The sequence below is a fragment of the Pseudomonas sp. F220 genome (genome assembly GCF_057813935.1).
In genome coordinates this window covers 65352-81298 of the sequence record NZ_JBVASJ010000010.1, presented here as the reverse complement: position 1 = coordinate 81298, position 15947 = coordinate 65352, and the positions used below count along the sequence as shown (strand labels likewise).

The following is a 15947-nucleotide window of genomic DNA, read 5'->3' as shown; positions in this document are numbered from 1 at the left end:
CCGGCGATGGCGGCCTTGAGATCATCATCGCGAGCAAGCTCTGCTCCTACAAAAAATTATATATTCCAATGAGTTATTTTTAGTTCTATAAGAGTTGCCGTAGGCTCGGGCCGCGTTCGGACGATCTTTTTCTAACCAACAACTCGAACCCAAGGAAACCGTATGAGCCTGTCACTCCTGAGCCGCTACGCCTTCTTTGCCGTCTGCGTGATATTCACCCTCGCCAGCCTGCCATTTCTCGAAAACGACTGGCTCTGGCCGATCACCATTATCACCGGCCTGCTCAGCCTGCTGGGCTTGTTTGACCTATTGCAAAGCCCCCACGCAGTGCGCCGCAACTACCCGATCCTGGGCAATATCCGCTATCTGGTGGAAGGCATTCGCCCGGAAATCCGCCAATACCTGCTGGAATCCGACAGCGACGCCCTGCCCTTCTCCAGAGCCCAGCGCTCGCTGGTTTATTCGCGCGCCAAGAATGAAAGCGCCGACAAACCCTTCGGCACGCTGATCGACGTTTATCAGTCCGGCTTCGAATTCATCGGCCACTCCATGCGCCCGGCCCCCTTGAGCGACCCCAGCGGCTTTCGGGTGATCGTCGGCGGCCCGCAGTGCACCCAGCCGTACTCGGCGTCAGTGTTCAACATCTCAGCCATGAGCTTCGGTTCCCTAAGCGCAAACGCCATTCGCGCCCTCAACCAGGGTGCCAAACTCGGTAACTTCGCCCACGACACAGGCGAAGGCAGCATCAGCGCCTATCACCGGGAAAACGGCGGCGATCTGACGTGGGAACTCGGTAGCGGCTACTTCGGCTGCCGCACCGCGGACGGGCACTTCGACCCGCAACGCTTCGCCGCACAAGCGCAGACTCCACAAGTGCGGATGATCGAAATCAAGATGAGCCAGGGCGCCAAGCCCGGTCACGGCGGCATCCTGCCCAAGCACAAAGTGACCAAGGAAATCGCCGAAACCCGCGGCATCGTGATGGGCGAAGACTGCATCTCACCGTCACGGCATAGCGCGTTTTCCACCCCGATCGAACTGATGCACTTCATCGCGCAACTGCGTGAGCTGTCTGGCGGAAAACCGGTGGGCTTCAAGTTCTGCCTCGGCCACCCGTGGGAATTCATGGGTATCGCCAAGGCCATGCTGGAAACCGGCATCCTCCCGGACTTCATCGTGGTCGACGGCAAGGAAGGTGGCACTGGCGCAGCACCGGTAGAGTTCACCGACCATATCGGCGTACCAATGCGCGATGGCTTGCTGTTCGTCCACAACACCCTGGTGGGCCTGAACCTGCGGGACAAAATCAAACTCGGTGCCAGCGGCAAGATCGTCAGCGCCTTCGATATCGCCAGCGTGCTGGCCATCGGTGCCGACTGGGCCAACTCGGCGCGTGGCTTCATGTTCGCCATCGGCTGCATCCAGTCGCAGAGCTGCCACACCAACAAATGCCCAACCGGTGTCGCCACCCAAGACACCCTGCGCCAACGCGCCCTGGTGGTCCCGGACAAGGCCGAACGGGTCTTCAACTTCCACCGCAACACCCTCAAGGCCCTGGCCGAAATGCTCGCCGCCGCCGGCCTCGATCACCCGTCGCAACTCCAGGCCAAGCATTTGGTGCGGCGCATGTCAGCCACCGAGATCAAGTTGTTCTCACAGCTGCACGTGTTCCTCAAACCCGGCGAGTTGCTCACGGGTGAGGTAAACGGCGAGTTCTATTCGCGCATGTGGCAGATGGCGCGGGCAGACAGTTTTGAGCCCCATGAAGAAGTGGCGGCTTAAGGACAGGTTGAGCGCCGATCCTTTAACGGCATTGGCGCTCACTCAGACAATTCAAAGGACGAACCCTCATGTTGAAAGTGATCGCACAGGATTTTATCAAGCCCGAACATATTGAAACGGTACGGCCGTGGTACGCCGAGTTGGTTGAAAAGACCCGGCAGGAGCCCGATTGCATTGCCTATGACCTGTTCATCGATCAGAAAGACCCGGGGCACTTTATTTTTGTCGAGCAATGGCCAAACCAGGCCGCCCTGGACGCCCATTGCCAGTCGGAACATTTCAGAAGGCTCGTCCCGCAAATCAATCGCCATCAAGCGAAAGACTGTACGGTTTTGCTGATGGATGAGTTTTGACTCAAACTGCCCCTATCATTTTTTTTCGATACGTGGCGGCTCTTTCATGACAATAAAACCATAGTCACCGATCAGGTAGATATTATAGAACTTGCTATCCACCACCGGTGGATAGCCTCGATAACCTACCCGCGTCGCATTTCGACGCTCTCTTTCAGTGACCACATTTGTGATACCCACCCTGGGTAAATTCTCGGACAACATGTAAAAGTCCACATTCAAAATATAAGCCAGCACCGGCATCAATTCAAAAGCGCCTGTCGCATTCGACAGCCAATGATCGGAATAAGTAACCGACATATATATTCGCTTGGCTTCTCGCAGTCGCTGATTGGAGGCGATGTCGTGTTCAAGCGAAAACAGCGCACTGGCTCCGAATTCTTTCTGCACATTGAGAATCCGCCCATACGCATAGGACAGAGAAAGCATGCTCAGCAGAGGAACCGCTAGTAGAACACCCAGTCGCGGATGAATAGCCTCCAGCGATAGATGGCTCAAATAAAACAAAAACACCAACAACACTGCAAATCCCATTAAGGTTCTTGCGCCTTCATTGAAATCCCTGAAAACCAGAGCAGCGCCCGAAACGAGTAGCAACAGAGCCGGCAGAATCAGGAGGCACATCAAACTCAACATTGTTTTTTTCAGCGCACTCTCTTTTCGTTTAAATAGAGTGAGCCCGACGTGCACTGCCCCAGCGCCGGCGCACAGCACTACAGCCCAAAGCAACCAAAAATTTCCCTCATGGAAAAGCAGCGCAATTTTGTTCGTCAGGACCCCGATATTAGCTTCAATCTGAATAACTCCATTAGCGTCCCACTCCAGCAGCGCCAACCGTTCCTGACCAATAAATGGATAGGCAGCCAGATAGTAAACAACCCCACCCACTATCAACTGTGCAAATTTACACTTGACCAGCGAATATAACGACTCCCATGACGCCTTATTATTAACCCCTCTGACCAGTTCCACGCAACAGAGCCCAAGAAATACATTAAGGCTCAATTGGTACAGTGCCAACCCTATCGCTATCAACATGCCAGGTAACACTACTTGCAGCACCACAGACCTGGCTCGACATGTAATCGCATAAATAACAGCAACCAGGCTCAATGCCGTGGCAGGTCCATCGTATTGATAGGACAGGTTCTGCAGAAAAAACGGGCTATACCAAAGGGGTAATAGAACAAGACAGCATGAAACAGTGGGCTCTTTATAATAGTGCATTGTCAGGCTGGTCAAGGCCAGGGCAATGGCGAACGTTGCCATTAATAGGGGGAGTGGAAAAATATTTGGCGCACCCGACGAAAACGTCAAAACATTGTAAAACAGCTCGGTCAACAACCGCCCCTGACCTGCCCACGATGTTCCGGCAGCCAAAGACCGCCAGTTATCATCAATGTAATAGTAATCCGCCAAAATCAAAGGAAGTATATAAATAAAAGCGGCAATCAAAAAGAACACGAACACTTCTTGACCCAGCAGCTTCTTGTCCCAAAGCCCTGCCACCTTCATTCCAGTGCTCCTTTCTCAGCCCCGAACCTCACAGGAGCTTTCTATAGTCCAAGCCTGCTTTTACCGCCTATAACCTCTTTCACCACGTACCTCGGTCGATGCTTTGATTCGATGTAAATCCTGCCGACATACTCACCGAGTATGCCGATACCAATAAGCTGCACGCCGCCCAGAAAAAGAATGGCGGTCATCAATGAAGGATAGCCCGGCACACTGTTACCAAAGAAAATCTTGTCCAATACCATATAAATGGCAAAGAAGATCGCAAACAAGGAAATCCCGCTACCGACATAAGTCCACAACCGCAACGGCACCGTACTAAAAGACGTAACGCCTTCCAGTGCCAGGTTCCATAGTTTCCAACCGTTGAACTTGCTGGCTCCGGCCACTCGCTCGGCCCGTTCATACTCGATGACCACAGTATTGAAGCCCGCCCACGACAGGACGCCCTTCATAAATAGCTGATGCTCCGGCAGCGCCCGGATCACATCCACGACCTTGCGGTCCATCAACCGGAAATCACCCACGTTTTCTTCGATTTTGGTGTAGGCGATCCTGTTTATCAGGTGATAGAACAGTGCTGCACTATGCCGTTTCAGGTAGCCATCGGCGGCGCGACCACTGCGTTTGGCGAGAACCACATCAGCCCCGTTCATCCACTCCTGGATCAACAGAGGAATCACGCTGATCGGATCCTGCAGATCGACATCCATCGGAATCACGACGTCACCGCTGGCGTACTCGAGCCCGGCAAATAACGCGGGCTCCTTACCGAAGTTGCGCGAGAAATTGATCACCAGTACATCGTCATCGGCCAATGCGAGGGCTTTGGCCTGCTCAGCGGTCCGGTCTGCACTGCCGTCGTTGACGAAAACGATCTCGACCTCGTACTCACAGTCCGACAATTGCTGGCGGACAGCGTGATAAAACAGGTCAATTGCCTGTTCCTCATTGAACACCGGAACGACCAGCGAAACTTTCACGTCCCACACTCCCGAAAAATGAAGCATTTCGAGTAAAAAACCGCAGACCGTTTTTTGCGAACACTACTACGGCTTCAGACCAGCGCGGGCTATATCCAAGCTAGGCACCCTTGGCCTACTTGTCTACTTTCAGTTCTGCGAATAGACCAATGGGCAAAAACGCCATTCTGCCAACTCGCTTTAATTCGCGTTACGTGACCCTGTCCTTCGCTTCCGGCACCTGAGACATCCAGCAATATCCAGCCTTTGCAATTACCACCAAATCACGCCACCCTGCGCGCCGCCGATGTGCGGCACGCAACCTTTTGGTGCGTCCGCTACTCCTTTCTTAACATTCGCTCAAGAGCCCGCTGTAATGCTTAACGGACGCGACCCTCGCATCGACTTCTTTCGTGGTCTGGCGCTGATCTTCATTTTCTGGGATCACGTGCCACAAAATCCGCTCGCCCATTTCACTCTGCGCAATTTCGGTTTCAGCGACGCGGCGGAAATTTTCGTGTTTCTGGCAGGTTATGCAGCGGTACTGGCCTACGGCAAAATCGCCCTGCGGGAGGGTTATCTGATCGCCTGCGTGAAAATTCTGCGTCGCGCCTGGGTGCTGTACGTGGTGCATATCTTCTTGTTGGCGCTACTGATGGGTATCGTGTTTTTCGCCAACAGCCATGTGGAAACCCGCGATCTGGTACAGGAAATGGGTCTTCAGTATTTCCTGACCAATCCACAACAAGCATTGGTCGATGAGCTGTTGCTACGCTTCAAACCGAACCTGATGGATCCACTGCCGCTGTACATTCTGTTGTTGCTCGGTTTGCCGCTGGTGTTGCCGATGCTATTGCACAAGGCTGAATACGTGGTGGGGCTGTCGGTGGGGCTGTATCTGCTGGCGCCGTGGTTCCAGTGGAACCTGGCGGCTACGGAAGGCGGCGTGTGGTTCTTCAATCCGATGGCCTGGCAACTGCTGTTTATCCTCGGCGGTGCTGTGGCGATTCATGGGCAGCGGCCACGTGTGCCGCAAAGCCGTCTCTTGCCTCGCCAGCCGTTGTTTGTCGCAGCAGCGGTCTACCTGCTGATCACCGGATTGATCGCACTCTCGTGGAAATGGCCGGCGGTACATGACGCTTTCATGCCAAAAATGCTCGGCGAGTGGCTCTACCCGATCAGCAAGACCAACCTTTCTCCGACGCGTCTGCTGCACTTCCTCGCCCTCACCTACGTCACCGCAAAGCTGTTGCCGAGTAGCGGCTGGACACAAAACTGGTGGGCGCAGCAAAGCTGCCGCATGGGTCGTTATTCGCTGGAAGTGTTCTGTTTTGGCGTGCTGCTCGCGCCGCTGGCGGACATGCTCAACTCGTTGGCCGGGGATGCCTTGGCGATGCAGATATTCAGCGCCGTACTGGGGGTGGGATTGATGGCAGTGTTGGCGGCGTGGCTGGATTTGAATAAACGCTTGAACAGGCCGGTGCCTGTGGCGGCGATTTAAAGTCAAAAGATCGCAGGCTGCGATCTTTTGATCTTCGTGACTACAAATTACGAAGCCGAACGCACCGCACCCTGCAGTGCATTGGCCGGTTGCAGCTTGAACACGTAGAACACCACCGTCAGCAGCACCAGGAATGCCGGGCCGACATACAGGGCGATGCGAGTGTCCGGGAAGTAAGCCATCAGGCCCACCACCAGTACCAGGAACACCAGTGCCAGGTACGAGCTCACCGGGTACAGCCACATGCGGTATTTGAGACCCGCACGTTCAGCTGGGCTCAGGCCTTTGCGGAACTTGAGCTGTGCCAGCAGGATCATCACCCAGGTCCAGATTGCGCCGAAGGTGGCAATCGCGGTGACCCAAACGAAAACCTTCTCTGGCACCAGATAGTTGAGTAATACGCCCAGCAGCAAAGCACCAATGGACAGCAGCAATGCGCGACGTGGCACACCGTTGCTCGAGGTTTTGGCAAAGCCCGCCGGGGCCTGGCCATTTTGCGCCAGGCTGTAGAGCATCCGACCGGTGCTGAAGATGCCGCCGTTGCAGGACGACAGCGCTGCGGTGATCACCACGAAGTTGATGATCCCGGCAGCAGTCTTGATACCCAGACGCTCAAAGGTCATCACAAACGGACTGCCTTGGGTGCCGATTTCATTCCACGGGTAGATCGACAGGATCACGAACAGCGCGCCGACGTAGAACAGCAGAATGCGCCAGAACACCGAGCCGATTGCACTCGGAATAGTCTTTTGCGGGTTCTTCGCTTCACCGGCGGTCAGGCCGATCATCTCAACGCCCAGGTAGGCGAACATCACCATTTGCAGGGACATCAACACACCCTGGATGCCGTTAGGCATGAAACCGCCGTGGCTCCACAGGTTGGAAATCCCCAGCGCAACGCCGTCGTTGCCGAAGCCAAAAGCAATCACGCCGACGCCACCGACAACCATCGCGATGATGGTGACGATCTTGATCAGGGCGAACCAGAACTCGAACTCACCAAAGGCCTTGACCGCGATCAGGTTGATCGAGCCCATGCTCACCAATGCCGCCAGCGCCCAGATCCAGCGCGGCACCTCGGGGAACCAGACGCCCATGTACACCGCTACGGCGGTGATTTCCGCGACGCAGGTCACCAGCCACAGGAACCAGTAATTCCAACCGGTCAGGAAGCCCGCCAACGGGCCGAGGTAGTCTTGAGCGTAGCGGCTGAAAGAACCGGCTACCGGGTTATGCACGGCCATCTCGCCGAGGGCGCGCATGATCACCAGAATCGCCAGGCCGCCAATAATGTAGGACAGCATGATTGCCGGGCCGGCCATTTCGATGGCCTTGGCCGAGCCCAGGAACAGCCCGACACCGATACAGGCGCCGAGCGCCATCAAGCGAATATGCCGTTCGCCGAGTTCTCGTTTCAGCGGGCCGCCCTGAGCGGTCTCACCATGGGGCAGATGATTGCCAACTGGCATAGGGGTACAACCTCGTCTTGTTATTGGATATGAACCACCGAGTATTCGAAGTGCGGGCGGATAGCCTGTACTTGCTCAACCGGGCCGACCGTGTGAGTCGGCCAGCCTTGTAGGACAAAAACCTACGAGATCAGCGGGGCGTGCAGTATAAAAAGCTCTCATCAGGGCTTTTCACTATAAAAATAACTAGATTCAGCGAGAACTCGCGGCAAAATCCCCTCAGACGGAGGGGCATTCCCTGGATTTCTAACATCATCGTGCCTTCAATCTGGCGCTGAGTATTGCACAGCAATGGTGCGTCGTCATGCCCCTACCTACGGCGTATTTACCTGTTAAAAGGCTCTACTTCAATACTTTCAAGCCCAAAACCTCTGGACCCAAGCACCCATCCCTGTGGGACCGCGTCGCGCTCCAGTGGGAACATGCCCCCTCGCCACAAACGGTCATCGACCCCAGGATTCGTGACAGCCCGCTGGCCCTCACAAAAAGACCACAGACAACCTTCACAAACTTTTCACCGGTTCCAACCACCGTCTAAGCTTCAGACAAGTCCGATCAATCTGCGTGAATGGATCAGTCGACTATGGGCGCTTTGTGGCAAACCGATTCGAGTAAAACTGTGGTGCCTACTGACCGTGTGGATGAAGAGCCTTTACCAAAAAAACCTCGCCGTCGCTGGCACTGGTGGCGGCTTTTCTGGTTGTTGTTGCTGATTGCCTTGATTGTCCTGGGTTTCGCCGCCGCCAAGGAGATGCGCACCTCAAAAGTACAGGCCCGCGAGTTCAGCAAATTCGCTGCGGCGCTGAGTTATTCCATACAGCCCGGTGCCAGCGATTCGATTTTCTATCCAGGCGCAGGCCCATTCGACAAACGCCTGGGCTACAGCTCCCTGGGTGAATTCCTGCCGCGACTGCTCAAGCGCGACTATATGATCCAGTCGCAAACCCGCTTTTCCTCGGCACTGTTCGATTACAGCGAAAAAGGCTTCTTCGTGCCTTATGCGGAGAAAATCCAGGCCGGGTTGTCGATCACCGATTGCCGTGGTGCACCGCTTTACCAGTACCACTATCCGCAGCAACTCTATTCAAGCTTTGCGGCGATTCCACCGCTGGTGATACACAGCCTGCTGTTTATCGAAAACCGCGACTTGCTTGACCCTGAACAACCCTTGGCCAACCCGGCGGTGGACTGGCCGCGTTTTGGCAAAGCGGCGTGGTCGCAAGTGGCGAAACTGCTTCATCTACCCGGCCAGACAGCGGGCGGTAGCACCCTGGCCACGCAGCTCGAGAAGTATCGGCACTCTCCGGATGGGCTGACAGTGTCCGGGAGCGAAAAAATCCGTCAGATGATCTCCGCCAGCGTGCGCGCCTATCAAGATGGCCCTCAAACACTGGAAGCACGGCAAAATATCGTCCGCGACTACCTCAACAGCGTGCCGCTGTCAGCGGTGCCTGGCCATGGTGAAGTGCATGGCATGGCCGAGGGCTTGCGGGTCTGGTACGGCGCGGATTTCAATCAGATCAACCAACGTCTGGCCAGCACCGCCAGTGATCCACAGAGCCTGTCGCAACGTGGACTGGCCTTGCGTGAAGTGTTGTCGTTGATGATTGCTCAGCGTCGGCCGTCCCACTATCTGGCGCGTGGCCGCGATGAATTGGCGGAACTCACCGACAGTCATATCCGCCTGCTCGCGCAAAACGGCGTGATCGACGCGCCGTTGTCGGCCGCAGCCTTGGCCAGCAAAGTGACTTACCGCGACTGGCAGACACAACCGACCATCCAGCCGATTGAAACCAACAAGGGCATCAGCGTTGCCCGCAGTCGTCTGGCGGCGCTGCTCAACCGTCCGCTGTATGACCTGGACCGCCTCGACCTGTCGGCCACGAGCACCTTGCAAAGCGAGCTGCAAACCAAGGCCACCGAGTACCTCAAACATCTGGCCGACCCGGCTTTTGCAGCGCAAATGGGTTTGCTTGGCGAGCACCTGCTGACGCCCACCAGCACCACCCAAGTGCGCTACAGCTTCACCCTGTTCGAACTCACCCCCGACGGTTCGCGGGTTCGGGCACAGACCGACAGCACCGATCAGCCGTTCGACATCAACGAAGGCAGCAAGCTGGAACTGGGCTCCACCGCCAAGATGCGGGTGCTGACCACTTACCTGCAAATCATCTCCGAACTGCACGACCGCTATGGGGCAAAAACCCCGACGGAGCTTAAAAAAACCGAGGTTGCCGACCAGGACCGAATCACCCGTTGGGCGGTCGACTACCTGATCCAGAACACCGACCGCAGCCTGCCAAAAATGCTCGGTGCGGCCCTGGATCGCAAATACTCGGCAAGCCCCGGTGAAAGCTTTTTCACTGGCGGCGGGATGCACACGTTCCACAACTTTCGCAGCGAAGACAACGGCCGAAGCCCGACTTTGCGCGATGCCATACGCGAGTCGATCAACCTGCCGTTCATTCGGCTGATGCGAGACCTGGTGCGCTACAGCACTTACTCGGGGCCCAACAACAGCGCCCTGTTGCTCAAGGACGACGGCGACCCACGGCGGCAGGAGTACCTGGCCCAATTCGCCGACCGTGAGGGCACTTCGTTCCTGCTGCGTTTTTGGAAGAAGTACCAGAAAAAAGACACCCAGGCCCGCCTCGAGACTTTCCTCGACGGTATGCACCCGACGGCCATCCGTCTCGCTGCGGTGCACCGCTACCTCCTGCCGGAGGCCAGTCAGGAGAGCTTCAATAGCTTCGTGCGCTCGCATCTGAAAACCGCCAAAATCGACAAAAACTCCAAATCCGCCAAAGTCACTGAAAAGCTCACCGACGAACGCCTGGACAAGCTCTATAGAAGCTACGGCCCCGGTGCCTTTGACCTGCCGGATCAGGGCTTCATAGCCAAAGTTCACCCTCTGGACTTGTGGCTGATGGGGTATTTGCTGAACAACCCCGAGGCCAAGTTCAGCCAGATCGTGAAGGCCAGTGAGTTCGAACGTCAGGAAGTCTATAGCTGGCTGTTCAAGAGCAAACACAAGAGCGCTCGCGACAGCCGGATCCGCACCATGCTCGAGATCGAGGCGTTCCTCGATATCCATCAACGCTGGCAGAAAGTCGGCTACCCGTTTGATCACTTGGTACCGTCACTGGCCACTGCTATCGGCAGCTCCGGTGATCGCCCGGCGGCTCTGGCAGAGTTGATCGGCACCATCCTCAACGATGGTGTGCGGCTGCCGACCCTGCGCATCGACAGCCTGCACTTCGCCGCCAACACGCCCTACGAAACCCGGCTGATCAATGATCCGGACAAAGGTAAACGAGTGATGCCTTCGGAAGTCGCGACGGCGATGCGCGAAGCGTTGTCGCAAGTGGTGGATGCCGGCACCGCCAAGCGGGTCGCCGGTAGCTTCAAACTGGCCAACGGCACCCCATTGGCCATGGGCGGCAAGACCGGCACCGGTGATAACCGCATCGAGGCCTTCGGTTCCGGCGGGCGGGTTCTCAGTTCCAAATCGATCAACCGCACCGCAACCTTTGTGTTCTACATCGGTGAGCATCACTTTGGCACCTTGACCGCGTTCGTCCCGGGCGTATCGGCCCAAGCCTACAAGTTCACCTCGGCGTTGCCGGTGCAAGTGCTCAAGGGTATGGCGCCGATTCTCATGCCTTACCTGCAGCCGGGGAGCAACACGTTATGCCTGGGGACGGTGGTAGCGCGCTGAGGCCGGGTTGATCCGGCCCCCGCTATTGCGCTGCCTCGCCCAAACAGTATGGCGCCCCAAGCAGTCCGTGAACTCGATCAATTGATGTACCCAATCGAGGACTCACAGGTTTTCTGGGCAAGCCTGTTGAGATCCCTCAGTCAGAAGAAATACCCCACTTCCCCTCACATTCACTCAAAAGGTACCGCTGGTCTTACTTTCTTGCTTTTTCTTTAAGATATATCTTAAGTTATATCTAAACCCAATGAGAGAACGAGAAAATGAGAGAGCATCATCCCCATCGAGAGCATGGTGACGGCCACGACGGCTTCGAAAATCGCCCGGGACGTTTACGCGGTGGCCGCGGGCCGCGGGTCTTCGCCCCCGGTGATCTAAAACTGCTGTTGCTGGCGCTGATCGCCGAACAGCCGTGCCACGGCTACGATCTGATCCGCCAGATCGAAGGTCTGTTCGACGGCGCCTACAGCCCAAGCCCGGGCGTGATTTATCCGACCCTGACTTTTCTGGAAGAGAGCGAGCTGATTGCCGGCGACGCTGAAGGCGGAAAAAAACGTTACAGCGTGACCGATGCCGGACGTCTTTCTTTAAACGAGAAAGCGATTGCCCTGGATGGCGTGCGCACGCGCATCGATGTCAGCAAGCGCTCGTTGCGCGGACATGACCGCCCGGCAGAGATCGATGAAGCCGTGCACAACCTGCGCCATGCCCTGCAATTGCATCACGGACGCTGGAGCCCGGAAGAAATCCTGCGGGTTCGCGACCTGCTGAACAACACCGCCAAAGCGATCGTCGATGGTCCTGCCGTTCAACCTGCACAGGAGAAACCCGAATGACTGCAGTCAACGTGCAAACGATTCACCGTGTCAGCCATGAGATCAAACGCCGTCGCCTGGAAGTGTTGCGGGTTGTCGACCTGACCCCACGTATGCGCAGGATCACGCTCGGAGGGCCTGAGCTGGCCGGGTTCGTCAGCCTGGGCACCGATGACCATGTGAAGTTGCTGTTCCCACAGACGGCTGAAGAACACGCCGCGCTGGAAACCCTGGTGCTCGGTGCTGGCAAAGATGGCGGCCCGATGCCCACCATGCGCGACTACACGCCGCGACGCTATGACCTGGAAACCCTTGAGCTGGATATCGACTTTGTCCTGCACGGCGACGGCCCCGCCTCGACGTGGGCCGAGCAGGCCAAACCCGGTCAGTACCTGCACATTGCCGGGCCGCGCGGCTCGATGGTCGTGCCCGACATCTTCGACAGCTACCTGCTGATCGGCGACGAAACCGCCCTGCCCGCCATCGCCCGCCGTCTTGAAGGCCTGACAGTCAATCGCCGCGCATTGGTCGTGGTGGACGTCGAGAATGCAGCCGAACAGCAAACACTGGAAAGCGCTGCGCAGGTCGAGGTGATTTGGGTACTGCGCGAGGGCGGCAAGCAGGATTTGTTGAGCACCGTGCAGCAACTGCAAATGCCGACCGGCGAGTTATATGCGTGGGTGGCGACCGAGGCCAAGGTGTCCCGACAGATTCGCCGGGTGCTGCTGGATGAAAAGGGCTTGAATCAGGATCAGGTGAAAGCCGTGGGTTACTGGAAACTGGACGAAAACGACGAAGACTAATCACCCGACTGAGTGCCACAGCCTGTAGCAGCTGCCGAGCCCGCGAGGCTGCGTCCGGCCGCGGAGCGGTCGTAAAATCAGGCAACGCGTTCTTTTCGGTAAACCGCGACTGCATGATTTGCGAGGACTTCGGTCGAGCGCGACCCCGGCTCGAACGCAGCCTCGCAGGCTCGGCAGCTGCTACGGGAGTGAGAGCAGTTACTTATGCCCTCGCCACCGATCCACCCCAACCAGCACCAACGAAACCAGCACAAACCCCACCAATATCCCACCGGCATTGATAAACACCTGCAGGTAGCCCATGCGGGAAACATCGAGAAAGGGGTACTGGTACAGCCCCAGCGAATGCCCGCGCAGCAAGGCGTAGGCGAAGTACACCACCGGGTAGATCGCCCACAACCCAATGTGTTTCAGGCGCAGCGTCCCTTTGGGCACACACAGCCACCAATAGAGCAGAAACAGCAACGGCATCACGTCGTGCAGCAACTCGTCAGCCAGCAGTTGCCAGCCTTGCGGATGCCAGAGATGGCGCAACAACAGGCTGTAGGCCAGACCGACCACCACAATGCTCACCGCGATCCCACTGCTGACCCACGGCTGAAGAAAGAAATCCCGACCTTTCGACGCTCGCGTGTTCAGCGCATAGGTCAGCACCACTGCAACCAATGTGTTGGTAAACACCGTAAAAAAACTGAAGAAATTCACCAGCCCGCCCAGCAGGCTGGCCTCAGACGTCCAGCGAAAATAAAGGATCAGGTACTGCTGAATGGCTAGTCCCGACCAGCCCAACACTGCGGTCAACGCGATAAAACCACGCATCCTGCGTGAAGGCTGAGAGTGTCCGTTGTGCATCCCTATTCCCTAGATTGGGCGTTTTGTGCGCTGCAACTTCACGTACAAGCCTTCCACTTTCTCACGCGCCCATGGGGTTTTGCGCAGGAAGGTCAGGCTCGACTTGATGCTCGGATCGCTCTTGAAGCAGCGAATATCAATGCGTTCGGCCAGCCCCGACCATTCGTAGTGTTCAACCAGTGCGGTGAGGATCTGTTCCAGGGTCACGCCGTGCAGCGGGTCGTTATTCGGTGCAGTCATGCCAGGCCTTTGAGCGAAGAAAGAAAAGGAAGCCGCGCACCTTAGCCGAGGGCTTCGTTCGGTGGAAGGATTCTATGTGTTAGACAGTTAACTGTAGGTGAAGCAGAAAAGATCGCAGCCTATCGGCAGCTTCTACGGATTGCGTTCACACCTTGATAACGGATGTACCCGGTCTGTGTAGGAGCTGCCGATAGGCTGCGATCTTTTGACTATTACCAAATCCGAAATGATCCATGTCAATAAAAGCTCTTTCTCTCTAACAAGCGGCGCTTTATCCTTTCAGCACTAAAAGCTGAATCGCTTCATCTTCCTTTTTAAATCAGCGGCATGCCGTTCTCGATGACTATTGAATCGAGCGCGAGCGGCCTCTGTTTCTGCCCATTCCTAGAAAAAGATCAAGACGTCATCCATGCCCGAACTCCAGAAACTGCCAGACAGCGCTGTCCGACGCCCTATTGCCAGGAAAAAAGCCCTGAATCTGATTAGCGGCCTGACCGCATGCGGTCTTGCCACCTGCACTCAGGCGGCGCCAGCATTCGATAGCGATTCCCCCTGGATGCTCGGCGACTGGAACGGCACGCGCACTGAGCTGGCCGAAAAAGGCTACGACTTCAAAGTCGATTACACCGGCGAGATGGGCTCCAACCTGCACGGCGGCTACGACCACGACCGCACCGCGCGCTACAGCGACCAATTCGGCCTTGGCACGCACCTGGACCTGCAGAAGATACTCGGCTGGGACGATGCTGAATTTCAGCTGACCATCACCGAACGCAACGGCAACAACATCAGCAACGACCGGATCAACGATCCGCGGGTCGGCGGCTTCACCTCGGCTCAGGAAGTCTGGGGTCGTGGCCAGACTTGGCGGCTGACGCAGATGTGGTATCAGCAAAAATTCTTCGACCAGAAGCTCGATATCAAGGTCGGTCGTTTCGGTGAAGGCGAAGACTTCAACAGCTTCCCCTGCGACTTCCAGAACCTGGCGTTCTGCGGCTCTCAGGTCGGCAACTGGGTCGGTGGCATCTGGTACAACTGGCCAGTCAGCCAATGGGCGCTGCGGGTCAAATATCACCTGACGCCTGAGCTCTACGCGCAAGTCGGCGCTTATGAGCAGAACCCATCGAACCTGGATCGCGGCAACGGCTTCAAGCTCAGCGGCAGCGGCACCCAGGGTGCGGTTCTGCCGGTGGAGCTGGTGTGGACACCAACGCTCAACGGCCTGCCGGGCGAATATCGCGCCGGTTACTACTACAGCAGCGCCAACGCCACCGACGTCTACAAGGACAGCAACGGTCAGCCGGCAGCCCTGAGTGGCGAAGCTTATCGCAGTGCGTCGAGCAAGCACGGCGTCTGGCTGGGCGTGCAGCAACAGTTGACCAGCCGCGCCAGCGACCACTCGCGGGGCTTGAGTGTGTTCGCCAACGGCACGATGCACGACAAGAAGACCAACGCCATCGACAACTATGTCCAGGCCGGCGTCGTCTACAAAGGCCTGTTCGATGCCCGCAGCAAGGACGACATCGGCTTCGCCATGGCCAGGGTTCACGTTAACCCGGCCTACCGCAAAAACGCCGAGGCGACCAATCAGGCGCACGCGGTCTTCAACTACGACGACCCGACCTACCTGCCACCGCAAGACACCGAATACAGCGCCGAACTCTATTACGGCGTGCACCTGACCAACTGGCTGACCGTGCGCCCGAACCTGCAATACATCCGCCACCCCGGTGGTGTGAACGAGGTCGATGACGCGCTGATCGGCGGGATCAAAATGCAATCGTCGTTCTAACTAACGCTACAAAACCCTGTGGGAGCGGGCTTGCTCGCGAAAGCGGTGGGGCAGTCAACATTGATGTCGAAGCTGACGGCCCCTTCGCGAGCAAGCCCGCTCCCACAGGGATTGCATGAACCAAACAGTCTCTAACCAAGTGTCACTT

Annotated in this window: 12 protein-coding genes; 7 read left to right on the top strand and 5 right to left on the bottom strand. The window is 56.8% G+C overall.

The genetic code is table 11. The features are described 5' to 3' along the window. The first annotated feature begins 162 nt into the window (after positions 1-162). The gene (locus ACZYSM_RS11810) at positions 163-1782 is read left to right on the top strand and encodes an FMN-binding glutamate synthase family protein (protein ID WP_489071667.1); all 1620 of its coding nucleotides are present in this window, start codon (positions 163-165) and stop codon (positions 1780-1782) included. Positions 1783-1850: 68 nt separating this feature from the next. Continuing rightward, positions 1851-2135 carry a putative quinol monooxygenase gene (locus tag ACZYSM_RS11805; RefSeq protein ID WP_489071666.1) on the top strand — a complete coding sequence of 95 codons (285 nt, stop codon included), beginning with the start codon at positions 1851-1853 and terminating at the stop codon, positions 2133-2135. Between the two features lie 15 nt (positions 2136-2150). Here the strand turns inward: ACZYSM_RS11805 and ACZYSM_RS11800 are convergent, their stop codons facing one another. Together ACZYSM_RS11800 and ACZYSM_RS11795 are read right to left on the bottom strand one after the other, a co-directional pair. Beyond that, positions 2151-3650, bottom strand: a complete 1500-nt coding sequence (locus ACZYSM_RS11800) for a glucosyltransferase domain-containing protein (protein ID WP_489071665.1) — start codon at positions 3648-3650, stop codon at positions 2151-2153. A gap of 41 nt (positions 3651-3691) precedes the next feature. After that, positions 3692-4633 (bottom strand): glycosyltransferase family 2 protein, encoded by a 942-nt coding sequence (locus tag ACZYSM_RS11795; protein ID WP_489071664.1) that lies wholly within the window; start codon positions 4631-4633, stop codon positions 3692-3694. Positions 4634-4988: 355 nt separating this feature from the next. Here ACZYSM_RS11795 and ACZYSM_RS11790 point away from each other — a divergent pair, with 355 nt between their 5' ends. Further along, positions 4989-6113 carry an OpgC family protein gene (locus ACZYSM_RS11790; protein ID WP_489071663.1) on the top strand — a complete coding sequence of 375 codons (1125 nt, stop codon included), beginning with the start codon at positions 4989-4991 and terminating at the stop codon, positions 6111-6113. Between the two features lie 47 nt (positions 6114-6160). On the opposite strand, the gene ACZYSM_RS11785 is transcribed toward ACZYSM_RS11790, so the two are convergent. Beyond that, positions 6161-7582, bottom strand: coding sequence for an amino acid permease (locus ACZYSM_RS11785; protein WP_489071662.1), 1422 nt, complete (start codon positions 7580-7582; stop codon positions 6161-6163). 583 nt (positions 7583-8165) lie between these two features. Between ACZYSM_RS11785 and ACZYSM_RS11780 the strand changes: the two genes are divergently transcribed. The 3 genes from ACZYSM_RS11780 to ACZYSM_RS11770 all read left to right on the top strand — a co-directional run bounded on the left by ACZYSM_RS11780 (position 8166) and on the right by ACZYSM_RS11770 (position 12915). Continuing rightward, positions 8166-11300 carry a transglycosylase domain-containing protein gene (locus ACZYSM_RS11780; protein ID WP_489071661.1) on the top strand — a complete coding sequence of 1045 codons (3135 nt, stop codon included), beginning with the start codon at positions 8166-8168 and terminating at the stop codon, positions 11298-11300. Between the two features lie 260 nt (positions 11301-11560). After that, positions 11561-12133, top strand: a complete 573-nt coding sequence (locus ACZYSM_RS11775; protein WP_489071660.1) for a PadR family transcriptional regulator — start codon at positions 11561-11563, stop codon at positions 12131-12133. Then, positions 12130-12915 (top strand): siderophore-interacting protein, encoded by a 786-nt coding sequence (locus ACZYSM_RS11770; RefSeq protein WP_489071659.1) that lies wholly within the window; start codon positions 12130-12132, stop codon positions 12913-12915. Before ACZYSM_RS11775 ends, ACZYSM_RS11770 begins: the two co-directional genes overlap by 4 nt. 198 nt (positions 12916-13113) lie before the next feature. On the opposite strand, the gene ACZYSM_RS11765 is transcribed toward ACZYSM_RS11770, so the two are convergent. Next, the gene (locus ACZYSM_RS11765; protein WP_489071658.1) at positions 13114-13767 is read right to left on the bottom strand and encodes a Pr6Pr family membrane protein; all 654 of its coding nucleotides are present in this window, start codon (positions 13765-13767) and stop codon (positions 13114-13116) included. A gap of 9 nt (positions 13768-13776) precedes the next feature. Further along, positions 13777-14007, bottom strand: a complete 231-nt coding sequence (locus ACZYSM_RS11760) for a VF530 family protein (RefSeq protein WP_150804022.1) — start codon at positions 14005-14007, stop codon at positions 13777-13779. Positions 14008-14416: 409 nt separating this feature from the next. Between ACZYSM_RS11760 and ACZYSM_RS11755 the strand changes: the two genes are divergently transcribed. Next, positions 14417-15799 carry a carbohydrate porin gene (locus ACZYSM_RS11755; protein WP_489071657.1) on the top strand — a complete coding sequence of 461 codons (1383 nt, stop codon included), beginning with the start codon at positions 14417-14419 and terminating at the stop codon, positions 15797-15799. The last annotated feature ends 148 nt before the right edge of the window (positions 15800-15947 follow it).